Here is a 23,911-nt window from a genome sequence, read left to right as displayed (position 1 = left end):
GTGCCGGGGCGGGACACCGGAGCCGGTTCGCTACGGCCCGGCAGGCACTGGCGCCCGGGCTCTCCTCCTTTTGGGTTTGTCTCGATGAACGTGACTCCCAACTGCTCGCCATTCACCCAAGCAAAAGCTCGCAGCGACGATAGGCCAACCCTAGTGAGGAGAGCACCAGGAAGAATTCCTTGAGGGGAAGTCCTTGGACTGAACCCTCGACCAGCAGCTTCGCTCCGGAGTCCGAGACGTCCTTGAGCGTACAGGCACGTCGCCACGTCCCATCTATCGCCATCATGTCGGCAGTAATGGGCCTCTCGAATGACACTCGGTGCGTTGCTCTCTTGTCGGGGATCATTGGGCCCGCGCTCCATGTCTGAGAGCGAAGGCACGAGAGATGTCACTGCCTGTCCATCCGCAATCTTTCGCATCTACTTCAGATTGAACTCATGACGTTCTGATTTTTCAGTCGAGGTCCCCATGAGCGTCAAAGCCATGATGGCGACGATCCTCCAGAGCCAACTGACGTTACACGGCGTGCATTCACTGAAGCCATCCGACTGGAGCGGCTGATGGAGCAAGCTCAGAGAGCTGGAGCTTAGTTTGGCTGCGCGAGAACTCGCTGAGAAGCAGGAGCCGTAGCGCCCCGCAAATCGTAACCGCCAGCAAAATTCTGCAGGCGGATGCGCGGCGCGAGAGCCCTCCGGCAAATATCTGCTGCGGGTCATTCGCGTCGATTTTGCCCGCGTCTTCTCGATGTCCGCTCTGGCCCCGACTGCCGACGTGCCGGACACGATGGCAATCTTCGCCTTCGGGCCACAAGCAGACATCGGCCTGAGCGGGCATCCTGCCGGATCTGCCGACCACCCGAGCGATCGACCTCGGCGAAACGGGCTGAACCGACGGTTGCCAACGGTACCCGCGAGGCGCACGCTGATAGCGACAGCCACGCTTCTCGAGCCCCCAAATGGTTGGTTTCACACAACCTCCCTGCGAAGCCAACATTATCCGGGCCATACCAGCTTTTGACGCAGCACTGCCGCAAAGACGCAAGCGGCTGACGCTGGTGGCGACCATATTCGGTTCGAGCATGGCATTGGTCGACGGCTCGGTCGTGAATATCGCCCTGCCGGCGATTCAGCACGCCCTGCATGCAGGGGTGGCCGCGACCCAATGGATCGTTAGTGCCTATCTGCTGCTGCTCAGCGCTATGGTGCTGGTTGGGGGGGCGGCTGCCGATCTTTACGGCCGTCGACGCATCTTTGTTTTCGGCATTACGATATTCACCATGGCCTCCATTACGTGCGGCCTGTCACCGAACATCACCGTGTTAATCGCAAGCCGCGCAATCCAAGGGGTTGGCGCCGCGCTCCTCATCCCGGCAAGCCTCGCGCTATTGGGAGCGACTTTTGACGAGCACGAGCGCAACCATGCGATCGGAGTATGGGCTGGTGTCGGCGCGCTGACCGCTGCCGTCGGCCCGGTACTGGGCGGCTGGCTCGTCGATCAGGTGTCGTGGCGTGCGATTTTTCTGCTCAATGTGCCGCTGGCGGCCGTCGCGGCGGGACTTGCGAGCGGCTTCGCGGGCGAAAGCCGAAATGACAATGCAAAATCGCTGGACTGGGCCGGAGCGGCCATGGTTGCCGCCGGTCTCGCCGCGATCAGCTGGGGGCTTGGCGCTGTTCCCGCGTCGGGATTTTCTGACAGAACCGTAATCGGCGCGCTCGGATTGGGATTTGTATTGTTCTTGTTATTTCTCGCAATGGAAGTTCGGCTCGGTGCACGAGCAATGATGCCGCTATCGCTGTACGGTTCGCGCAGTTTTTCCGCAGCCAACGTATTGACGCTGTTGCTTTACTTCGCGCTAGGCGGCGCGCTGTATTATCTGCCGTTCGGCTTGATCCGGCTCGGCGGCTACTCCGCGACGCAGGCCGGCGCTGCGCTGCTTCCATTTGCTGTCATCATGGGTTTCGGCGCGCAATTCGCCGGCAGGCTTTCCGATCGTTTCGGGCCGCGGCAGTCGCTCACCTTCGGACCCGTCATCGCAGGCTGCGGTCTGGCGCTGCTGGCTTTTGCCGATTTTCGACAATCCTACTGGGCCGGAGCGTTTCCGGCGATCTGCGTATTTGGCATCGGCATGACCATCACCGTCCCGCCGCTGACCTCGATGGTGATGTCGTCAGTGGGCGACGCCCACGCCGGGGTCGCTTCGGGCATCAACAACGCGGTCGCCCGGGTGGCAGGTCTCTTTGCAGTCGCGGCGCTCGGCGCCGTTTTGTTCGCCAGCTTTTCGTATCATCTTGCCGGTTCGCCGCGCGCAGAAGCCAACGAAGCGCTGAATGCAATACTGGCCGGACAAGCCGGCATCACCGAAGCCGCAACGGCAGCGTTCGAACGCGCGCTACGCATAGTGTTGCAGGTGGCGGCGCTCTGCTCCTTGCTAGGCGGCATTCTTTTTCGGTTGTGGATCCGACCGATTGGATCGCAAGCGGCGCGTTGAAGGCGGACGTCTAGGGAGGTCCCAGTCGGGCCGCGCTTCCGCCGAGGGCCAATCGCCAACAGATATTCGCGCTTGACGAGCAGCCCCGCCGGCACAGCGTAGTGGCTCGACATCGCGATTGAGGTGCTCTGCCTGACCAAGGGGAAGGCTCGTCGAACTTCATCTCTTCCTATCCAGGGGGCGGGGCAGAAGGGGGTGACCAATCGGACATTCGAGCGCGGCACGATCCCAGCGTCCGACATCGGCTGCCGCCCGATAGGTACTTTCCAGAAACGACATGAGCGTCGCCTCCGGATTGCTCGACTTCCTCACAACCTCGTACGCCAGGAGATATTCCCCAAGCTTCTGATCGAAATATGCGCCCGTCGGCAAAATCTGTTCGTCGGCAAAACCGTTCGGAGTGGGATAGGCATAAGAGTAGAAAGCCGCAAAGTCTGTGCCGCCTCCGCCCGGCCAGAAGCCGGCAGACGAGACTTCATCACTGTAGGCCTCGCGCGTCACTTCGTCCGGTAAACCCGGTACGCCCCCCGGGTGAAGCGGAGCAGGACGTCCGGAGAAGCGCGTCACCGCGAGATCGAAGCTGCCCCAGAAGAGATGGACTGGACTGACCTTTCCGGTGAAGCCCGTCCGAAACCGATGAAACACACCGTCGATCGCAACCAGGGCCCTGAAAAACCGCGTCACTGCGTCTGCATCATAGGGTCGGATCTGACGGTCGTCCTGGAAGGGGATCGGATCGGGGACTTCATTGGGCCGGCCGTCGAATTCCGGTGTACCGCCGAGACGTCCCACCAACTCACAGAACCGGGCGTGAAAGTCGGCAACGGACATCGGCCCGAGCGCCATTTCAACCCGGCGGCCATCAGAGGCCTCTCCGATCACGACATGACGGGAGAGATCGAAGGTGATCTCGATACCTGAGGCGTCTGGAACCAGTGAAGTCGTGAGCCCGCGAGCATTCACGTAGAAAGTCGCGTGCCATGAATGATTGACCCACGGCGTCCTCGCGAGCCGATACTTGCCGACAACTTGGCAATACAAATGAAGCGCGGAACAGGTTTCGCGCCACGCCTCGAAGGGGATTTCCGGCCAGATCGCGCTCATAGCGTTTCCTCCTTTGTGTTTGGTCGCACGGACGAGGCGCTGGTGTCGTCCATTCACGTATGAGCATTGACGGTCGCACGCATTTGAGAACGTTTGCAGCGAAAAACAAAGCTCCAAGTTGGAGAGACTCGTAGGATCAGTGTCGCCAAGCTCATTGAGGTCTGGGCGTTTTCCCAAGGCTATCTTTGGCCGGGCCGTCGCGCGAAATGGCCGGTTTGGGTCACAAGCCGCCGAACTGAGGCCAGGCTGCAAACTTCTGGTCTACCCCTGCGAGCGGACATGCAACGACACCCCGCGAACGGAAGCGATGGGCGAACAGGAGACTTCTCGTTGAACGCAGCGACGGCCGAGCTAGTCAGATCAATGCTCGGGGTGCGATCTAACGTCGTCTCCAAACGGCTCTTGCTCCGCTGCCCGCTCGAGCACTCTTCTGCCGATTGTCCTCGCCTCTACGATTCGAAGCCGATTTCGAAGCTTCTCCACCTGCGTAAGCTCAGCAATGAGCGCTTGGAGCCGTGCGTGCAGAACAGCATAGCTGTAAACTTGGCGAGTATTGGTCATTACGTTCCCCAGAATATAACCTGGATCAGGAGTCAACGACGAAAAAGGAAAATGAGTAATCGCTACTTCGTGAGCTCACTGAACTAAAGCGGTAGCCGCCAGATGCTCCCAGTACTCTGCCTCTGCGAGCAGCTTCCAGCTGCTCTCAGGATCACGCGCGGCAGTCTGCCGGCAAAGCGAGGCTATTGCGCGAAAGCGTCGGACAGATTCCATTTCTAATCCTCCCGTGTTTTCCCCCAACATATTTTTTAATTGTGCGATGGAGTCATCATGATTATGAGACCTAACGAAATTTGTCGTTTGGCGGCAGGCAGTTAGGTTCCCATCGCGCGTCGGAACTATTTTCGTTTTAAGCTTCACATCAGTTTCGAATGCTACATGCTGGCGCTTGTTGCGCGCCGAATGCGAAGCTTCCGCAACGAGCGACGCCGCGGAGCGTGCTGGGCAGCAACACGATCATGCCGAGCCGCGTGAGCAAGCATCCAAATGTCGCAATCCGGACCGACTGATGCGAATAAATTCAAGTCGGACTGTTGCTGAGCGCCTGAAACTTACTTGCGATCGGCCCGGCGAAACAATGCCGGACTTATTCGCTAAGTGTCCTCATTTTCGCTCGGGACCACTTCTCGAGAACGCTATCGTTTCCCTTCGATCTCATGACGTTCTCACGTTGCTGCGGATGAGAGCGCGGCTCGCGCTCGCGTGGGGCCGGGCGTTCGGACGGCAAGCATACTGTTGATATGACGACCGTGTGTATTGACATCCTCGGAAGATTTTTTTGCCGAGAGTCGCAAAGCGAACGGACAGCTCTCCTGTCGTTGGACATAGTGGTATCGGGACTGGATTGAAGCTCATCAAAATTGAACGGACGCTGAGGTGGAAAACTTTCCGTCTTCACGAACTCCTGTGTCGCAGCCAGCGTTCGGGAGATGATTTCGCTTGAGAAATGGGGAAAGCACCTGTGAGTGAAAGTAAAGTGAAAGCTGAAGTGAACGGAACGAACGGCTTCGCGATGCCACCGTTCGGATTGCCAAAGTTTGCGTTGCCCGGTGTGCTCGGTGAATTTTCCGAGCAGGGCGTCGCCCGCGCACGGGAAGGCTGCGAGAAGATCAAAGCCGCGTCAGAGGATATGGCTGAAGCGCTGCGCGAGACCTATTCGGGCAATGCCAGGAGCGCGACAGACTACGGGCTCAAGGTCATCGAGATCTCGAACTTTAATACCGCGTCTGCGATCGATTTCTTCGTCCAACTCTTGGGTAGCAAGTCGGCGGCGGATGTCGTCACCTTGTCCGCGGAACAAGCGCGCAAGACTTACGATAGCGCATCCGCCCAAAGCAAGGATTTGTGGGAGCTTACCCAGAAGCTTGCAACCGCAACCGGCGAGCCACTCAAGAAGCACATCGCCAAGGTCCTTCACCAAGGCGACTAAGCGGCACTCAATTTACATCCAGGTTCATTCAAGAGGGGGATCCGGCCGCTTGGACCAAGCCCCGCCGCGAGCATGCGCACCCATGCTCGACCAAGTAACTGGCAGGGTGCGCGATGCCCCCAAGCCAGCGCACCAACAAGAGGCGCGATCCAACCGGCCGGTTGCTTTTCAAAACCGAATAGCAAATCGAATTCAAGAAAATTAAAGTTGAGGGAGGCCCAGATGGGCATGGTCATGGTCAAATGTCCGCAGACCGGACGCGCGATCCCCACCGGCATCAAGACCGATCGCGAGAGCTTTCGGCGCAGCCCGGTTTTCTTCGCGCACACTCGCTGTCCGATTTGCCAATCCAATCACGTCTGGTTCGCACAGGAGGCTTGGGTCCACGAGCCCGGTGCCTCGGCGCGTCACCGCGTGGGATCGCTGGCCTGATCATCCACACAGGCATCGATCGCGATGGAGGGAACCATACGCACTTGCAAATCTCTATAAAACGATTTGCGACTCAGCCAGGCGGCCGTTTGCTCCAGAGCGGTCTCGCTCGGGATTACTTTTCGAAAACGCTATCATTTCCCTTCGTTCCCACGACGGTCTCATGCCGCGGGAATTGGGACGTACGATAGCGCGACTCGCGCTCGCGCGGGGCCGGGCGTTCGGTCGGATTGCGACCGATCTTGGATTGGAGCTCGACAAGGTCGGTGAACACGTCAGCCTGGCGGCACAGCTCGTCGGCGATCATCGGCGGCTGGCTGGCCAGCGTGGAAATGACGGTGACCCGAACGCCGCGGCGCTGTACCGCCTCGACCAGGGACCGGAAGTCCCCGTCGCCGGAGAACAGGACCATCAAGTACGACAAAAAAGTGAGCCGCATTCGCGGCCCCTCCTCACTTGTTAGGTTCGCCACCGTCATCGTCGTCTGCAGCGACTCTGTCCTCGTCTTCGACTTCCTCGTCAACGTTGGCGTCTACTTGACTTCATCTTCATCCTTGAAATCGACCTTTAGGGGCGACGGATCGTCCTCCGATTCCGCTCCGCATTGCTGGCACCGCGAAAAGCCAGGACGATCCACCTCTGGACAGCGACGGACGTGCGCGAAGGCGGCAGTTGGAAAATTCGTGTGCTCGCCGCGTTTCTAAAAGCGCCGCCACCGAAAAACTAACACGCTCATCGTCTAGCATTGGTGACTGAACCGTAGGAAGGCGCCCATAGAAGGCGGCTTCCGTGTTTGCGAAGTTCGCTCCGCCTAACCTTTCACCCAGACGTTTTGGAATGCGCAACTCTACGGCATCACCTCGAACCGCGCCGCCATCCTCGCGCTCTTCCGCGTGGTCAACCGACGTCGAACGTGAAGGCGATGCCTGGCGCTTTCCCAGGACTATCCCGCGCCAGTGATCTGCGACACGGAAAGCCGCGACCGAGATGACGCTGATGCGCTGGGCATCCACCGCCGCTCGCGGAGCAACCAAAGAAGCCGTTAACGGAGAACTGAGGCTGCCTTCGGAACTCATGTGAACAAAAATAGCCCCAGCTCCCAAGGCAAAGGCGATGAAGCTGGGGCCAATCCGGGTCGCCCTTGGGGAAGAGCCTCGCAACAACTTGGCAATCCGCAAAGCGTTCCGCCTCCCGGCTGTCAGCGATCGTTATCAGGCTTGCCGTTGGGGTTGCCGTCACTGCCGCCGTTGCCATAGCCATTGTTGCCATGATGCACGCTGTGACTTTAAGAGGCGCACGACTTGGGATGGAGGCTTGGCTGTGCGATGATGCTGTAGAGATTGCAGATGAGAACACCGCGCCGCCGACCTACCCGACCTCGATCATTCGGTCCTGGCGACCCGCCGGCTGCGGAGGTAATAGCCTTGTGCCTGAACGGCTGACTTGATTTCGTCGCTGACTTTGAGAACTCTTTTTCTGCTCTTGCGCCACTTATGTGCAGAGTAAAGCACGGGTACGACACAGCCTGTACTTAGAACGAGCAAGTCGCGCTTGTCATTGCGATAGACATCAAACACTTTTCGACCCCGCTGATCATCTTCAACCAAGAATGAAAATGCTTGGTCGGCTCAATGGACGAGCTTAGGATCTCGAACGGCTGTGCGGGTTGTAAATCTGCAACGCCCGCGACTTTTGCTTCACCGCGTTCCGGATTTGGAGCGAACTGATGCAAGCTCGGACCATCGCCAGATTGGGCGCGCTAGGCAGCGATGCCGTAAGCGGCACGAGCCAGGAGGCTCAGCTTGTAACCGTCCCGTGCGGATCGGAGATGCCCTGGAGCTCCAACAGCAATGATCAGCCGGATGTGATCCTGGGAAGGTAGAACGAAATACTCACGGAGCAAATTTGGGAGACTGACGAATTCTGGAAAATGGCGTCCGCGATCCTTCGCGCGAGTGCCGCCGCGCGCTCATCTTTTTTGGGAGTCGAACTATTTCGCTTCGCACGCCTCTGGCGCTTCTCATCATATCCCTAGGTGCGATCGCCGCGGCGTGGTGGTGGCTGGCCATACCGATCAACTTGGCGCGCGCACCGATCGATCCGAATGCCAAACTGCAATGCATATCCTACGCGCCCTTCCGCAACAACCAAACGTCAGAGTCGCCGACACCAGTGCCGCGGGACCAGATCGCGGAAGATCTGGCCCAGCTTGCCAAAATAACCGACTGTATCCGTACCTATGCGACTGATCTTGGTCTCGATCAGATCCCCGAACTTGCGTCCAAGGTGGGGCTGAAAGTCATTCAGGGAATTTGGCTCGATAGGGACCGACAGAAGAACGCGACGCAGATATCCACGGGCATACGCCTCGCCCAGCATTATCCGGAAACCATCACCGCACTCGTGGTCGGCAATGAGGTTTTGTTGCATCGGAAGATGACGCCTTCCGACCTTGCTGCCTTAATCCGCTCGGTCAAGGCACAAGTGCCGGTCCCCGTCACCTATTCCGACGTCTGGGAGTACTGGCTGCGCTATCGGGAACTCGATGACGCCGTCGACTTCGTCACCGTTCATATCCTGCCATATTGGGAAAACGTCCCGGTCCCGGCGAAATCTGCCGCTGCTCACGTCGACGCCGTCCGAGAGCAGGTGGCGTCGGCGTTTCCGGGCAAGGAAATCCTGATCGGAGAAACAGGTTGGCCGAGCGAAGGGCGGATGCGCGGTTCGGCGCTACCGTCGCGCACCAATCAGGCGCGGGTGATCTCGGAGGTTCTCGATCTTGCCCGGCGCGAGAATTTCCGCGTCAACCTGTTCGAGGCGTATGATGAATTGTGGAAGCATGAGTTCGAGGGCACCGTCGGCGGATCGTGGGGCTTATTCGATTCCACGCAGCGCACGCTGAAATATCCGCCCGGCATCCCTGTCAGCAACTATCCGCTCTGGAAACTGCAAATGAGCAGCGGAATGGCGCTGGCGATCCTGGTGTTCGGCGCTGCATGGCTGACCTCGCGCCGGAAGCTCTCGCAGCCCCGGCTCGTCTCATGGTTTGCGGTCGGAATATCGGCAACCACCGCCGGAGTCCTGTTTGGGCGGGCCGCTCAAAAGGTGTTCTATGAAAGCTACGACGCGGGCAGCTGGCTTCTGTGGGGCGCACTTCTGGTGGCGGCAACTGCCTCGCCGCTGTTCGGTGTCAATCGGCTTGCAACCTTGACCCCCGCATTGCCTCATCAAGAATGTTACTGGACAACTTCTCGCCGATGACTGCAGCGGCGCCACCAAATTGCTTCGGTGGCCTCTATGGCGGGAAAGATCAGCATGGGCGCGCGGCGCGAGGTGTTGTCGGCGGTGACGGAGCGTTACCGGTCGGCCAAACGGGCGGAGAAGGGGCGGATCCTCGACGAGCTGTGCGCGACGACGGGTTGGCATCGCAAGCATGCGGTGCGCGCACTCCGGCGGCGCGCAACGGTTGGGCCCGGCGCGGTCGAGGCACCTCGAGAGCGCAAGCGTGGATATGGTGCGACGATCAAGGACGCGATGACCTCGCTGTGGGAGGCGTCGGATCGGGTGTGCGGCAAGCGGCTCAAGGTGATGATCCCGACCTTGCTGCCGGCGCTCGAGCAGCATGGCCGCTTGCGGCTTGGCCAAGCGGACCGTGATCGTGTTCTGGTCATCAGCGCCGCGACCATCGATCGCCTGCTCGTCGATGTGAAGATCGCGGCGAGCGGCGGCAGGCGGCGCCGTGCCGGATTCTATTCGGCAATCCGGCGCGAGGTCCCGATCCGCACGTTCAATGACTGGAACAGCCCGCCGCCGGGTTTCTGCGAGGTTGACATGGTCGCCCATGGCGGCACGTCGGTGGCTGGCTCGTTCATCCAGACCCTGACGATGGTCGATGTCGCCACGGGCCGGACGGAGTGCCTGCCGTTGTTGACGCGGGAAGGTTCACTCGTCGTCGAGGCGATCAAGCGCGCACAGAGCCTCTTCCCTTGGCTCTTGCGCGGGGTGGACTTCGACAACGACAGCGCCTTCATGAACGATGTCGTCGTGCCATGGTGTCGCGAACAGAAGCTCGAAGTCACACGCTCGCGCGCCTACAAGAAGAACGATCAGGCGTTCGTCGAGCAGAAGAATGGTGCCGTCGTCCGTCGCCTGATGGGCTACGGCCGCTTCGATGGGATCGAAACGGCCCGTGTGATGGGCCGCCTCTATGCGGCCGCACGGCTCTACGTCAACTTCTTCCAGCCGTCGTTCAAGCTGAAGGAGAAGCGCCGCGAAGGGGCTAAAGTGATCAAACGCTATCATCTCCCATCGACGCCCTATGAGCGTGCATTGGCGCATCCCAAGGTGACCGCGGCCGTGAAGAAGCGGCTGCGCGATCAGTATAGCTCGCTCGATCCAGTCGCGCTGTTGGCCGAGATTCGCGCGACCCAGGACGAACTCGGCAATCGCGTCGATCGTCGTGCCGGCCAGGCGCGCAACCTGCAACCCGCCAGCACGAGGACCGCGCCAGCGACCGCAGCCAGTTTTGCGAAGACGCTCGGCAACACGACGACGTCCGGCGAGTCGCGCGCCACGCACCGGCGCACCCGTCGGCCCGATAAAACCAGGGTTCGCATGCCGTCCAAGCTCGACCCGCATATTGCTGCAATCGAGGGCTGGCTCGCGACGCAACCGCAGCTAACTGCACTCGCCATCGTCGGCCGGCTGAGCGAGAAACACCCCGAGCAGTTCGGGACGAGACAGCATTCGATCGTGCAGCGTCTGCTGAGGGCGCTTAGACGGAAGACGGCCGAGCAGTTGGTCGCGGAGGAGCCGCTCGGCGAGGCCACCACCGCTGCCCCATTGCCCGGGGTTGTGGACGGCTCGGGCTATGTAGGGCCCGACCCGCCCACAGCCCCTCTCGTCGAGCAAGCCAGAACAGCCACTTGGCGCGGCCGATCAGTCGAGGTCGCATCGACCAGTCCAATGGCGCCATCAGGGTAACATTCGCTGATGCGGCAATACGCGGGGTCAATATTGCAGGCCGAATGACAAGGAGGGTTTCCGGATCCCACTCGCTTCTATGCGTGGGGTCGAAAATCGCCCCCATACACATGAATCGCGCCCGTCAGGCGGGAATGCCAATGTGTGCCGCCTTGGTATTGCATTTCGCCAAAGGCGCCTGAGTCGTCTCGTGACGAGCCGTTTCAGGTCATTTCCGCCGACCCAATCGATGCCGGCCCGGCCTGATGTCCGCGAAAGAAGCCGTATGCAAGCTCTGCCCGATTGCCGGAAAATTCAGTTCGGGTATGCTTTGCCGGTTAACCCGCGCCAGTTTGCTTTTCCCAGAATAAGTACGACACAGGAGGTAGCATGGGCCACAGATATCAAACCATCCTTGAGACGGTCGGCCATACACCCGTCGTGCGGATCAATCGTCTCGCTCCCACGGGAGTCAATTTGTTCGTGAAGGTTGAGGCCTTCAATCCGCTCGGCTCGGTCAAGGATCGGCTGGCTCTGGGCGTGATCGAAGCCGCAGAGAAATCCGGGGAGCTGAAACCTGGTCAAACCGTCATCGAGGCGACCAGCGGCAACACGGGAATCGGACTTGCGATGGTTTGCGCCGCCAAGGGGTACCCGCTGGTGGTCACAATGGCCGAGCCCTTCAGCATCGAGCGCCGCAAGCTCATGCGATTTCTGGGTGCGAAGGTCGTCGTGACGCCTGCGGCCGATCGGGCCGTTGGAATGATCAACAAAACGATCGAGCTTGCCAAAACGCACGGCTGGTTCATGACGCGGCAATTCGAGAACGAAGCCAATCCCGACTTCCACTCCAAAACCACGGCGCTCGAGATTCTGGACGATTTCGCAGGAGAACGACTGGACTATTGGGTCACCGGTTACGGAACCGGCGGCACACTGAAGGGTGTTGCGCGGGTGCTCGCTAAGGAGCGCCCCGAAACCAAGATCATCGTCTGCGAGCCCGAAGAAGCGCAGCTCTTGGGCAGCGGTATCGAGCAGCAGCGGAACCCGGATGGCACGCCGGCGGCGCCACATCCGGATTTCAAGCCGCATCCAATGCAGGGCTGGACACCTGATTTCATTCCGAAGCTGACCGGGGACGCCGTTATGATGAAGGTCATCAATCAGATTCTGCCGATTCCCGGCCCCGATGCTATTCGATGCAGCAAGGAGCTTGCGACCAAGGAAGGCATCTTTGTCGGCATCACCTCGGGCGCAACCATGGCGGGTGCGCTGAAGGTCGCAGCCCAAGCAGAGAAGGGCGCAAATATTCTTTGCATGCTGCCTGACACCGGTGAACGTTATCTTAGCACGCCACTCTTCGCGGATGTCTCTGCCGACATGAACGAGGAAGAGCTCAAGATATCGCGCTCCACGCCGACTGCTCAGTTCAAGCCATAGTTGTTCGGGACGCAATCCTGCACTGAATCAGCTGAAAGTGGACATCACCGCATGACTTGGTTGGATCAAAAGCCGCCGCAGTACGGTGTCTGCGACATGTCCGTACTGCTGATCGCGACTGAATGGCGGAGATCGTAGGACGTCTTAAATGGGCCAAACGCAGACGTTTCGTGCTTTTCTCGCACAGATTGCTATCATGACACGGCGCTAGACCTTCGGTATCGTCCCTTAGCGAGAAACCTTGAAATTTCGGAGGGTGAGAGGATGCCATCTTTCCGAAACCCCGCCGTTCAGTGAGTTCATTGATGCTGGCGACCACGATCTCGTCGGCTCGCTTTAAGTCGTCCATGCGAGCGGGTCGGCACACGACAGCCATTTTCGAGTCCTCCTTCGGGATCAGCACGCCAGACCAACTATAGAACCGGGCCGCAGCGTAGCGGCCTTCCACTGACATCCTGAACCAAGATGAGAGGGACGAAATGCCCTCACCTGGATCAGGCCAGCGGCCGGATGTTCTGATTCATGCGGAAGAAATTGTTCGGATCATACTTAGCCTTGATCTGCTGCAGACGCCGGTAGTTCGGTCCATATGCGGCAGCGACGGGATCGCCCACCTCGTCATCGTCGAGATAGTTGACATACCGACCGGAGGAGAAGAAGGGTCGCATGCCTTCGTAGATTTCGCGTGCCCAGGAGATGCATTGCCTCGTATCGTCCGGCTGCATCCATTGCGCGAGCACCAGGAAGTTGTAGCCTTCTTGCCGATGCGGAAACGCCGTATCCCTTGCATCGACACGGGCCGCCGCGCCGTGGATGTGCTCGAGAAGCAGCTGCCCCATGGGTGTCGGGCAGCGCGCGAAACATTCGATCATGGTCGCAATCGCACCATCACTCAGCTCACTGAGGAAATTGGACTTCCAATAGTTGAGGGCGCCTCTGGGGTAGTTGGCATCGAGCATGCTGTTGAGCTGGCAATAGGGCATCGGCCCGATTGCGTCCAAGATCGGAGCCCCGAATTGTTTCAGCGGCTGCACGGCTCGTTCGGCTTCCGCTGCCGGACCGCAATGGCTGGTGACCAAGGCAGCTACCTCTGCGCCGGACCCGTCGGGCGCATGCGTCAGGGTTGCGAACAGCGTGTGCTCGTCCGGTAGCGATCGCGTGCTGGCCCGGAAGAATTCGAGCACGTCACGGGAGCGATCGATAGAGTAGACGATGGGGCCGCCGGTAATGATTGGCCCTACTGCATGAAGGTCGTATTCGAGACTGGTGGCAATCCCGAAGTTTCCGCCGCCGCCGCGGATGGCCCAGAACAGATCGGGTTCCTCTTGCTTGCTGACCTGCAAGACCTTGCCATCGGCGGTGACGAGTTCGACAGCGCGCAAATTATCCAATGCCAGTCCGTACTTGCCCATCAGCCAGCCGAGTCCTCCGCCGAGGGTCAATCCGGCGATACCCGTGGTCGAGACCACACCTCCGGTGACCGCGAGGCCGTGAAGTTGCGTCTCGCGATTGACATCGCCCCAAGTCGCCCCGCCCTGCGCGCGTACGGTTTTGCCGACAGCATCGACATGGACGCCCCTCATTGGGGACAGGTCGATCATTATCCCGCCGTCGATGGTCGCGCGTCCCGCGACGTTATGGCCGCCGCCACGAACCCCGACCTCGAGGCCGAGCTTGATCACAAGAGCGACGGCGTCCACGACGTCGGCCACACTGCGGCATCTGGCAATCAACGCTGGCCGTTTGTCGACCAACCCGTTGTGGACCTTTCTCGCCTCCTCGTAGCCCTCGTCCGTTGGCTTGAGCAGTTGTCCTCCGAAGGAGGCGCTAAGGTCGGCGGCGGCGCTCGCGACAGATGTGATGGACGACATGACACGTCTCCTCAATTCAACCGGCTATATCTTCAATCGGCGGCCCTCTCGGAGCAAACCCGAAGAATTCAGGTGAAGATGAATTGGTTTCATCTAGACTAGCCGCATGCACAAGCTGCCGCCCCTGATCGAGCTCCGCGCTTTTGAAGCTGCCGCCCGCCATCTGAGCTTCAAGAAGGCCGCGGCAGAACTCGGCGTGACGCCAACCGCGATCAGCCATCAAATCGTGCTGCTTGAGCAGTATTGTGGCCGCGCTCTGTTTCGCCGCAGACCGCGACCTCTTTCGCTCACCGATGCCGGAGCGCGGCTGTTTCCCGCCATTCGCGGCGGCCTTGAGGTGTTTGCCGCCGCAATCGCGGCCGTCAGGCGGGATACCGACCAACAGCCTCTTCGGGTGACGACAACGAATGCTTTCGCCAGCCGCTGGCTCGTGCCCCGCCTGCCCGCGTGGCGGAAGTTGCATCCCGATGTGCCGCTGGAAGTCATCGGCACGGACACCGTGCTCGATCTGCACGCCGGCGATGGCGATGTCGCCGTTCGTTATGCGACTAGCCGAGTACTGCCTACGGACGGGATCGTCAATGATCTCTTCAGCGATACATTCTGGCCCGTCTGCAATCCGCGTTTGCTTTCAACGGGACGCCTGAAGAGACCAGTCGACCTCGCAAACCACGTTCTGATTCACTCCTATTGGTCGCCGGCCGATCGTGAGCCGCCCACATGGCAGAGATGGTTTGCCGTGGCCCAGCGCAGGTGGCGCGAAGTGCCCCAATTCAAGGATATGCAGCACTTGAGTTTCCGGGAGGAACTGCACGCCATCGAGGCGGTGATCGTGGGGCAGGGAGTCGGGATTTTCAGTGATGTGCTCGTCGCACACGAACTCGCCGCCGGTACGCTCGTGAAAGCGTTCAAGTTGAGCTTGTCTGGCTATAGTTTCCATGTGGTCAGTAGGCCAAGCCATCCGCGCGCGAAGACCATCCGAACCTTCTCAGAGTGGTTGCAGTCAAATGCTTAATCCGCTTCTTCTGCGCCTTCGAAATGTTTGCTCGGCGTCAGAATGCGAAGAACTCAGCGTGGGCAAATCTCGTCCGCTGTGCCCGGCTAAGCGGACCTCGATAAGGCGTGCGCCGACTTCACTTCCGGGTTCATAAGCAGTCATTGCGAGTTTGGATCGGTGTTTGAATGCACCGACCCGCACTGAATGAAACGGTGCGAGCGAGAGCAAGTGCGGTGCGCGAGAGCCCGGTTGTGCGTTGGACCCGGGGTAGCCTGGATGACCCACATTGGCGCGGAGTCGTGGCGGCGCCAGCGTGAGGAACAAATGTGAGCCGGCGAGGAGCTGAACAAACTGCATCACTTCAACCGATCGAGGAGCGCCTTTGCGTCTTTCAGGTCCGAAGTACCTAACCCCTCGGTGAACCAATTGTAAATTGGCGCGAGAATATCGCGTGCCTTCCGTTCATGGTGTTCGGCTATTACCCGGGCTAACGCTGTGGCGGAACGGAGCTCAAAAAGTCTAGCTTCCTGCTGGCGGGCCATTTCTATGGCCTTGGCCAGGCATTCTTCTACCATGTCAGTAGGTGCGCCCTCGCACTGAAGCAACAAAGCGTCCAGCCGATCCATTTCCGCCGCGAGATAGTTTTCGCCAAAACTCGCGCAATGCGCTCGCGCGGCTGACAAATAGGACCGCGCCGCCACGGCGTGACCTTGCAGGAGAAAACTCTCCGCCAAGCAGATCTCGGTGTGGGTGGTGTGCAGGACGGCTCCGGTTTCGTACCATCGCCTCACGCCCTGTCGCAGGAGATTCAGGCCGCCCTCGAAATCGCCGAGCTGATGAATTGCCCAGCCTTTGCATCGCTCACCGAGAGCCAGCCATTGGGGCATGCGGTGCTCGCGCGCCGTCTCAATGGCTTCCGATGCGAAGCGGGCCGTTGCCGCAGGCTCGTGCTGCGACTGAGAAACGTGCGCGGCAACGCCGAGCGCCCAGGCAAGGCTGTGCGCGTTATTTTGCTGGCGCGCATGCGCTACGGCCGCCTCAATCAGCCTCATCCCGGATTCGGGGAAACCCATCAAGATTTTTACCTGCCCGCCATAGGCGCGGCAAACCATGCTTGGATGCTCGCCATAAATCGCGAATTCGCCCTCCGGAATTGTGTCGGCGATAGTCGCTCCCTGAGCAAGCGTTTCGGCGGCCTCTCGGAATTCGCCTGCAATAAGTAGCGAGTAGCCTGATGCCCGATGCGCCACGGCGAGTTTTGCCGGATTCCCGTCTTCTTCTGCCAAGCCGACCAAGTCTCTTGCCAAAGCCGCCGTCCTCGGAAGCGGCTGGCGCATCAGGCTGGAATTCCATGCGATCCGTTGCGCGGCGAAGCGACTCTGCGACTCGTCGAGCTTGTCCGAAAGTTCCTTGGCCCGAACAGCACACTCCTCCAAACGTATCGACCCAAAGCCGTGGACCGCGATCAGGGATACCGCGAGAGCAAGCATCAGACCCAGCTCACGCTCATCGCGCTGATGGCTCGGCGGCAGCTTTCCCACTAAATCGAGCGCGCATCCGAAATGACCGACCGCCTCGTGATGAGCAGATCGGTCTGCGCTGCGCGCTCCGGCGCGTCTCCAAAACTCGATCGCGAGATCGACCAGGCCTGCCTGCGAGTAGTGATGAGCTAAAGTCTCTGGCTGCGCCCCGATCGTCTCCTGGAATTCTTGTTCGAGCACCTTGGCGATACGGGCATGCAACTCCTGGCGTTGACTGCGTAGAAGAGTGCCATAAGCCGTGTCCTGCACCAGGGCATGCTTGAACAGGTAGGTCGCACGCGGCGGCGCGCCCTGCCGGAACAGCAAGCCAGCCGCAATGAGACGGTCCAACGCCGATCCCAGCTCTGGTTCGCGCTGGCGCACCACCGAAGCCAGCAGGGCGTAGGAGAACTGGCGCCCGATCGCCGCCCCGACCTGCGCCACCTCCTTGGCCGCGCCGAGCCGGTCGAGCCGCGCCATAAGCGACGCGTGCAGGCTTGCGGGGACCGCCAGCGCCGGGGGCGGAACCGCGCTGGCTGTCCGCCGCGCTTCGCCCTCGCCCTCCGACTCCATCACCGCCTTGGTCATTTCCTCCACGAAAAGGGGAATGCCGTCGGTGCGCTCGATGATATCCTGCCGGATGCTTGCCGGCAGACCCTTGTTGCCGACAAGATGCTCGATTATGGCATCGATGTCGCGCTGACCTAGCCGATTGATGGTGAGGGCGGTCACGTAAGACCGGCCGATCCAGGGTGGATTGAATTCCGGCCGAAACGTCACGCTCAGCAACACGCGCAAGGTCGGAATCTGGTCCACCACCCGACCAAGCACTTCCAGACTCGTCGGGTCGATCCAGTGCACATCCTCGAAGATCATTAGCACCGGATTCGCTCGCACTAGCGTCTCTAGTTGGGCGGCGAGTGCTTCCAGCGTTCGTTGCCGGCGTTGCTGCGGTGTCAGCTCGATCACCGGATAGCGGTCATCGTTCGCGAGCGACAGCATCTCGGCAAAGAGTGCCGCGTCCTGGGCTGACGTCGAAGTCTGCGCGAGCAGTGCGTCGAGTTTGTCGAGCTTCGCTTGCGGGGAGTCGTCGTACGCGAGTCCGGCGGCACGTTCCATCTGGTGGATGAAGGGATAGAGCGCGCTGTCGGTATGCTGTGGAGAACAGAAATAGCGCAGGCGCGTGTGCGGCTCGCCGGCAAGGCGTTCCAAAAGCGCAGCCGTGAGCCGCGATTTGCCAATGCCGGGCTCGCCCGAAAGCAACACGACTTGGCCTTCGCCGGCTTTTGTCTTCGACCAGCGCCGTAGCAGCAGTTCGAGTTCTTCTTCCCGCCCGATAAGTTCCGTCAGCCCGGTCGCGTGAAAAGCCTCGAAGCGGCTTTCAACTGAAGCCGGTCGCAGTGCCGCCCAGGCATTGGCAGGCACCGGTATGCCCTTCAGATCCTTTACTCCGAGGTCCTCAAGCTCGAATAGATTGCCGAGCAGCTTGCGGGTATTTTCGGCAATAACGACCGTGTTCGGTTCTGCAATGCCCTGCAAGCGTGCCGCATGGTTCGGCGTCTCGCCAACGATTGCCTGCTCCTGAGCAGAGCCCGACCCGATCAGGTCGCCGACCACTACTAGCCCGGTGGCAATGCCGACCCGCGTCTGCAGTACCGCCCGGGTCTTTTGATTACTTACGGCACTCACCAACTCCAGCCCCGCGCGTACCGCTCGCTCTGCGTCATCTTCGTGAGCTTGCGGGTAGCCGAAGTAGATCAGCACGCCGTCGCCCATGTACTTCGCCACGAACCCGCCGAAGCGGCTCACAGTTTCGGCGACGCAGTTCTGATATGCCGAAATTACCTCGCGCAGGTCCTCCGCGTCCATGCGGGCGGAGAGCGCCGTCGAACCCACAAGGTCCGAGAACATCACTGTGACTTGGCGGAACTCGGCGGTATCGTTCGGTTGAAGAGTTGCAGCAGTAGGCCTGGGTGTTCCGTTGTCGACGCCATCCAGTTCGGCTATCGCACGTAGCATCTTGCGGCGATGGCCGAGCAAGACCCCGAGGTCCTTAAGATCCTGATCCGTCAAATCGCGGAGCACGCTGAGCTCGACACCGTTTTCGGCAAAGCGTTCGGCGTACTCGGACATGCCGAGCTTTTTAAGCCAGTCCGCAACTTGCTGCATGGCGGCCTCGCGCGGATTGTTTGCCCGACCCAGCTTCGGGACCGGGGCGACAGTTGGCGTGTCAATCTCGCAAATACGCGCGGCCAGTTTACCGCCCAGGATGGCCGGCATTCAATCTACCAATGGAGCCATCAGGGGCCGAAATGACAAATCGGGTCGAACTGAGAAGAACTCGGTGCGAGCACCACGTTGTCGGCTTTGCCGATGAACGCGGACATTTTACCTAGCCGGCGGCATGTCTCAGAAGGGCCAATAGGCGACCTCGCTGGACTTTAGATTGGCGTAAGGCGTCGGCGAGAGATAGGAATGCTCTGAATACGTTGCCGCCCACGAAACCCAGGGGCGCAGTCATTTTAAGCCCACCTAAATCCATCCGCGGCAGCGGCATGCGCTACGGTCACGCCGCCCATGACGATAGGCCTCTACTTCCACAGGATGAAAGACGAAGTGTGATTATGGATAATCTGATCGTATAATAGTTTTAGCGAATGCCGGGATACCCGGTTGGAGCAGTGTTGCAGCGGCGCGTGATTGTGGGGACGAGAGTCCACATTGGCAAGGACCAACCGCATGACCAAGATAGCGAATTTGGCTCTACTCTCATTCATGGTATTGTTGACGTTGAGTGTGCGGGGACCGGCCGAAGCCCAGCAAGGCAGCATGGGTTTCTTCATAACCAGTGTCGGGCTTGGGAGGGGCGGCGACCTCGGTGGGCTGGACGGGGCGGATCGACATTGCGAGACCCTCGCCCAGGCCGCAGGCGCGGGCGGCAAAACATGGCACGCCTATCTTTCGACGCAGCGGCCGGGCGCTATCAATGCCAAGGATCGGATCGGTAACGGTCCCTGGTCCAACGCCAAGGGAATCCAGATCGCGGCAAACGTGGCCGACCTGCACAGCGACAACAACAAGATCAACAAAGAGACCGGCCTCGATGAGAAGGGTATGGTGGTCAAGGGACGTGGCGACAACCCCAATCAACATGACATGCTCACCGGCACACAACACGATGGCACGGCCATTCCGGGTGCCGACGCGACTTGCAGCAACTGGACCAGCAGCACTGACGGACAGGGTAGCGCGATCGTCGGACACCATGACCTGATCGGCAACGCTCAGGGTCCCAATTTCTGGAACTATTCGCACAAGACGCCGGGTTGTTCCCCGGCGAACTTGCAGCGCGTCGGCGGAGCGGGATTGCTTTACTGCTTCGCCACCAATTGAGCGGCATCTTGGTCAATTGTTTTCTGGGCCGAGGAATCGAAGCGTAGAAACGCTGGCGCTCGCCCATCGAGGCATTTTCGGACTTGTTTTTGCTACCGTTATAAGGGCCGTCGCGGAGACTACAATGCCGACTGACGAAAGCAAGGATCGCTCCCACGTACAATCGGGTGAGGTGCTCGATTTCCAGTCTCACCGGATCCATGCCATCACGCAGACCCAAGCGCAGTCATCCGGGATCCCTACGAGCCTCTACATTCGGCTCATCCAGTTGGCGCAGCGGGCCGAAAAGATTTGGCGTGATGAGACAGCGGCCATCAGACGAGAGGAGCTCGGATTGCTCGATATCCGTGATCGGAGCGGTGCTCAGGTTTCATCAATCTCGGAAAACCTATCTCTGCTCGACCTTGATCGCGACTTCGTTGCCTCTCGTTTGGCCGTCCTGGCCGCAAAAGAGGATTTGCAGGGCCGCGGAGCGACAGAGCTAGACGCCGAGACAACCCTTACGTGGGATGACACCGAAGCCACGATCTCCTCCGTAAAGGATTGGGGCGCGTTTATCGAGGCTGTTCGTGCTTATGGGGTTCGATCGCGACGGTGAAATAGCCGATGTCAAATGACGAGGCTGTTTCCGAGTCGATCAACACCTAGCTTTTTCGGATCATGTTTTCGGTCAACCTCTGTCGTCTGCATCTCGCCGCCCTGACGCAGCCGCGCTTGTGGTCGACGAAACGGGCCCATCTTGCCTATCGCAGTAGCGTCCTTGCAACACGAACACTCATGTAATCCATCCGATTCGATGAGCCGAACCAAATGCGCGCCGCAGCGCGGCGGGTTTGCACCGCTCGACTAACCGAGCCGCCGCGCAGGACATGTCGGCTGCAATCTCCTTCTATCCATGCCGTTCCGTCCGCCGGTGCGTCTTGGTAAGTGTCGTGCCAGCAATCCTCCACCCAGTCGTAGACGCTACCATGGACTTCATAGATCCCCCAAGGATTAGGAGGCGACCGTCTTGGCGGCGGAGACTTCGTCCCGGCGATTTGGCGTTCTTCGGCCGGATCAAAAGCGAAGGAATCGCCCCACCAGAAAGCAGTCGTCGTTCCGGCGCGCGCGACGTACTCCCGCTCCGATTCGCTCAACAACCGATATGGCTTTCCGGTCGCACGCGACAGCCAGTCGACGTTACTCTTTGGCTTCGGCCCATTGAATATTGGTGACGGGTTTCCATTCGCTACTGCTGGTCGGATCCGACGATCGAAAGCTGCAACCCTTCCTCATGACGCAGGCGTTCCACTCCTGGAGAGAAACGGGAAAACGTCCAACCGAGAAGCTCGGGAACGTCACCTGGTGTTGCGGCCGTTCGTCCGCTGTGCTGCCTGCTTCACCCGCGCTTGCGCCCATGGTGAACCGGCCGGCAGGAACGACGATCATCACCGGACAGAGATCACACTCTTTAAAGCGATCAAGCGGTACCAATGCGCTTTCTTCAGATCGCGATAGCAGCCGGAAAAGCCGCAAATCCAGGGGCGATGGGCGCTCTAAGATCGAGAGCGCCGGTGTGGATTGATCCAACGTTTCTGCACCGGCGCTCGCTACCTGGAGTTGGACAATCAGCGGCGCAAGCAACAGAGGTAATAAGTGAACAAACCTGTCCATCCAGGGCTCCCAGCCGCATCACGGTGGTCGACACTCGGTTGGCGGCGGCGCGTCAGGCAATTTGTTTCAATCATAAGACAGAACGGCTTGCGGCGTCTTCCTCGACCGCCGTTCACCCGCCATCCTACTACGCCTACAATACATCTCGTTGCGCAGGCCAACAAGACGGCTCCGTTGCTAATCTGAATTGCTTCGCGGCTTGAAGAGATGAAACAGCGCCCTTCACTCGCGGCCAGTCGAGACGCGTGACGAAAAAAGCTGCCTTGGTGCGTGATGAGACCCGCACGCCAAACGGCCAGTTTTTGTTTGGTTTCGTTAGTCCAAGCGCGTGATTATATAACTGCAATGCTCGCTTACGCCTCGGGGCGATCCTTGCCGATAGTCTTGCGAGAGGTCGGTTACGGGTCAAAATGCGAAGAACTCAACGTGAGCAAATCTAGTCCGCCCTTCTCACTACGCGGACCTCAAGGAGGTGCGCAGCTACTTCGCTGATGGGCGATGAGCAGAATTCGGAGTAAAGACGCCTTCAATTGAGGCGGCCCTACTCTTTGTCGTTTCGATAAGCTCTGAGTTCTGGCCGTATCATGCCGCTTTCGAGCACGGTCAGCCTGCACCAGCGAAACCGATCAACGGCTTAGCAGCACACGACCTTAGCAGCCACTGCCGGTGGACGAGCCTGCGCAGACCGACGGCTCGTTCTAAGCGCGGGTTTGTTCGTTCCAACGTGAACAAAATGGCCTGTAGCGTAGTTGTTCCCGGACGCAACGTGGCGGAGAGGGAGATGGGAATCGAGCGCATGCACCCGCCTAGGTACTGGCAGATGCGAGCAGAGGAGTTTCGGACTAGTCGTCCGTGAAGAATTCCCAAGTCGTTGATTTAGAATCTGGAAACGGCGCACTGGGCTAATTGAGCTTGCCGGGAATCGGGTGCAGCGAAGGGGATTCCTTGCAAATTTGATTTGTGATTCACTCGCCATTGAACGATTTGGCGGGGGGACCAGATGCGGCCACCGGAACGGCGGGAGACGGGAGAGCAGGATCTGTTCCGGTCCCGGCTCGATCAGATCATCGACCTGAAGCATCCGCTGGTGGCGCTGGGGCGCACGGTGGATTGGGAGTTCCTGGAACGGGAGTTTGGCGCGGTCTACACGGATGACCCGGGCCGCCCGCCACTGCCGACGCGATTGATGGCGGGGCTGGCCATCCTCAAGCACACCTATGACCTGTCCGACGAAGTGCTGTGCGAGCGCTGGGGTCGAGAACCCCTACTACCAATTCTTCTGCGGCGAGGAGTTCTTCCAGCACCGGCTGGTGTTCGATCGCTCGTCACTGACGCGCTGGCGCAACCGGATGGGCGAGGAACGGCTGCAGGCGCTGCTGCAGGAGAGCCTGTCGGTTGCCACCAGGACCATGGCGATCAAGCCGTCCGAGCTGTCACGGGTGATCATCGACACCACGGTGCAGCCCAAGAACGTGACGTTCCCCACCGATGCCAAGCTTCTGAACCGGGCGCGCGAGAAGCTGGTGCGGCTGGCGCAGTGCCATGGGGTGAATCTGCGCCAGTCCTATGCACGGGTGGGCAAGTTCGCCCTGATCCAGCATCAGCGCTATGCCCATGCCAAACAGTTCAAGCGCGCCAACCGGATGCTCAGGAAGCTGCGCACCTACCTCGGCCGCGTCATCCGCGACATCGGGCGCAAGATCGAGGGCAATGGCGGGCTCCAAGCAGCGTTCACCAGGCTGCTGTTGCTGGCTCGCCGCGTGCGCGAGCAGCAGCAACGTCAACGCGGGCCGAAGGTCTATTCCCTGCATGCACCGGAAGTCGAATGCATCGGCAAAGGCAAGGCCCATCGGCCTTACGAGTTCGGCGTCAAGGTCAGCGTTGCCACCACCCTCAAGCACTGCAAGGGCGGCCAGTTCGTTACCCACGTGAAGGCGCTGCCCGGCAATCCATATGACGGCCACACCTTGGAAACCGTGATCCCGGACATGCAAAGGAACAGTGCGAAGTGAGGAGCGTTCGATGACGTAACAACATCCCTTACCCGCCGAGGTCTGCGAG

General features: G+C 59.9%; 14 protein-coding genes and 4 pseudogenes. 10 read left to right on the top strand and 8 right to left on the bottom strand.

The features are described from left to right. Positions 1–68 precede the first annotated feature (68 nt). Positions 69–346 (bottom strand): annotated as a pseudogene (locus tag ACVWYI_RS11875) (PilZ domain-containing protein); the annotation flags it as partial. 609 nt (positions 347–955) lie between these two features. Here ACVWYI_RS11875 and ACVWYI_RS11870 point away from each other — a divergent pair. Beyond that, positions 956–2,488, top strand: a complete 1,533-nt coding sequence (locus tag ACVWYI_RS11870) for an MFS transporter (protein WP_456662076.1) — start codon at positions 956–958, stop codon at positions 2,486–2,488. Positions 2,489–2,647: 159 nt separating this feature from the next. Here the strand turns inward: ACVWYI_RS11870 and ACVWYI_RS11865 are convergent, their stop codons facing one another. After that, positions 2,648–3,592, bottom strand: a complete 945-nt coding sequence (locus ACVWYI_RS11865; protein ID WP_247394956.1) for a DUF5996 family protein — start codon at positions 3,590–3,592, stop codon at positions 2,648–2,650. A gap of 1,507 nt (positions 3,593–5,099) precedes the next feature. On the opposite strand from ACVWYI_RS11865, the gene ACVWYI_RS11860 reads away from it, so the two are divergent. After that, on the top strand, positions 5,100–5,582 hold the full coding sequence (locus tag ACVWYI_RS11860) for a phasin family protein (RefSeq protein ID WP_456662075.1): 483 nt from the start codon (positions 5,100–5,102) through the stop codon (positions 5,580–5,582). Here ACVWYI_RS11860 and ACVWYI_RS11855 read toward each other — a convergent pair. After that, positions 5,579–5,818, bottom strand: coding sequence for a hypothetical protein (locus ACVWYI_RS11855; protein WP_456662074.1), 240 nt, complete (start codon positions 5,816–5,818; stop codon positions 5,579–5,581). The two genes, ACVWYI_RS11860 and ACVWYI_RS11855, sit on opposite strands and share 4 nt — an antisense overlap. Between ACVWYI_RS11855 and ACVWYI_RS11850 the strand changes: the two genes are divergently transcribed. Further along, complete coding sequence (locus ACVWYI_RS11850) at positions 5,805–6,014, top strand: hypothetical protein (RefSeq protein WP_456662073.1); 210 nt, start codon at positions 5,805–5,807, stop codon at positions 6,012–6,014. The two genes, ACVWYI_RS11855 and ACVWYI_RS11850, sit on opposite strands and share 14 nt — an antisense overlap. Positions 6,015–6,129: 115 nt before the next feature. On the opposite strand, the pseudogene ACVWYI_RS11845 reads toward ACVWYI_RS11850, so the two are convergent. Further along, positions 6,130–6,426, bottom strand: a pseudogene (locus ACVWYI_RS11845) (NYN domain-containing protein); the annotation flags it as partial. A gap of 1,559 nt (positions 6,427–7,985) precedes the next feature. On the opposite strand from ACVWYI_RS11845, the pseudogene ACVWYI_RS11840 reads away from it, so the two are divergent. The 3 genes and pseudogenes from ACVWYI_RS11840 to cysK all read left to right on the top strand — a co-directional run. Beyond that, positions 7,986–9,215: pseudogene (locus tag ACVWYI_RS11840) on the top strand (glycoside hydrolase family 17 protein); the annotation flags it as partial. Positions 9,216–9,311: 96 nt separating this feature from the next. Then, on the top strand, positions 9,312–10,997 hold the full coding sequence (locus ACVWYI_RS11835; protein WP_456662072.1) for a transposase: 1,686 nt from the start codon (positions 9,312–9,314) through the stop codon (positions 10,995–10,997). 369 nt (positions 10,998–11,366) lie between these two features. Further along, positions 11,367–12,416: a cysteine synthase A gene (cysK, locus tag ACVWYI_RS11830; protein ID WP_247369492.1), complete on the top strand. Its 1,050-nt coding sequence runs from the start codon at positions 11,367–11,369 to the stop codon at positions 12,414–12,416. Positions 12,417–12,910: 494 nt separating this feature from the next. Here cysK and ACVWYI_RS11825 read toward each other — a convergent pair whose 3' ends face one another. After that, complete coding sequence (locus ACVWYI_RS11825) at positions 12,911–14,287, bottom strand: FAD-binding oxidoreductase (RefSeq protein WP_456662071.1); 1,377 nt, start codon at positions 14,285–14,287, stop codon at positions 12,911–12,913. Positions 14,288–14,393: 106 nt separating this feature from the next. On the opposite strand from ACVWYI_RS11825, the gene ACVWYI_RS11820 reads away from it, so the two are divergent. After that, positions 14,394–15,302 carry a LysR substrate-binding domain-containing protein gene (locus ACVWYI_RS11820; protein WP_456662070.1) on the top strand — a complete coding sequence of 303 codons (909 nt, stop codon included), beginning with the start codon at positions 14,394–14,396 and terminating at the stop codon, positions 15,300–15,302. A gap of 338 nt (positions 15,303–15,640) precedes the next feature. Here the strand turns inward: ACVWYI_RS11820 and ACVWYI_RS11815 are convergent, their stop codons facing one another. Further along, positions 15,641–19,084: an AAA family ATPase gene (locus ACVWYI_RS11815; RefSeq protein ID WP_456662069.1), complete on the bottom strand. Its 3,444-nt coding sequence runs from the start codon at positions 19,082–19,084 to the stop codon at positions 15,641–15,643. Positions 19,085–19,543: 459 nt separating this feature from the next. Here ACVWYI_RS11815 and ACVWYI_RS11810 point away from each other — a divergent pair, with 459 nt between their 5' ends. Both ACVWYI_RS11810 and ACVWYI_RS11805 read left to right on the top strand, forming a co-directional pair. Beyond that, positions 19,544–20,197 carry a hypothetical protein gene (locus ACVWYI_RS11810; RefSeq protein ID WP_456662068.1) on the top strand — a complete coding sequence of 218 codons (654 nt, stop codon included), beginning with the start codon at positions 19,544–19,546 and terminating at the stop codon, positions 20,195–20,197. A 124-nt stretch (positions 20,198–20,321) separates the two neighbouring features. After that, positions 20,322–20,795 (top strand): hypothetical protein, encoded by a 474-nt coding sequence (locus tag ACVWYI_RS11805; RefSeq protein WP_456662067.1) that lies wholly within the window; start codon positions 20,322–20,324, stop codon positions 20,793–20,795. A gap of 145 nt (positions 20,796–20,940) precedes the next feature. Here the strand turns inward: ACVWYI_RS11805 and ACVWYI_RS11800 are convergent, their stop codons facing one another. Together ACVWYI_RS11800 and ACVWYI_RS11795 are read right to left on the bottom strand one after the other, a co-directional pair. Further along, the gene (locus ACVWYI_RS11800; RefSeq protein WP_456664511.1) at positions 20,941–21,366 is read right to left on the bottom strand and encodes a formylglycine-generating enzyme family protein; all 426 of its coding nucleotides are present in this window, start codon (positions 21,364–21,366) and stop codon (positions 20,941–20,943) included. Between the two features lie 10 nt (positions 21,367–21,376). Beyond that, positions 21,377–21,850, bottom strand: a complete 474-nt coding sequence (locus tag ACVWYI_RS11795) for a formylglycine-generating enzyme family protein (RefSeq protein WP_456662066.1) — start codon at positions 21,848–21,850, stop codon at positions 21,377–21,379. Positions 21,851–22,850: 1,000 nt separating this feature from the next. Here ACVWYI_RS11795 and ACVWYI_RS11790 point away from each other — a divergent pair. Next, positions 22,851–23,844: pseudogene (locus ACVWYI_RS11790) on the top strand (IS5 family transposase); the annotation flags it as partial. Positions 23,845–23,911: the final 67 nt, after the last annotated feature.

This window comes from Bradyrhizobium sp. LB13.1 (assembly GCF_054056815.1).
This window is presented reverse-complemented; position numbering and strand designations above follow the sequence as displayed.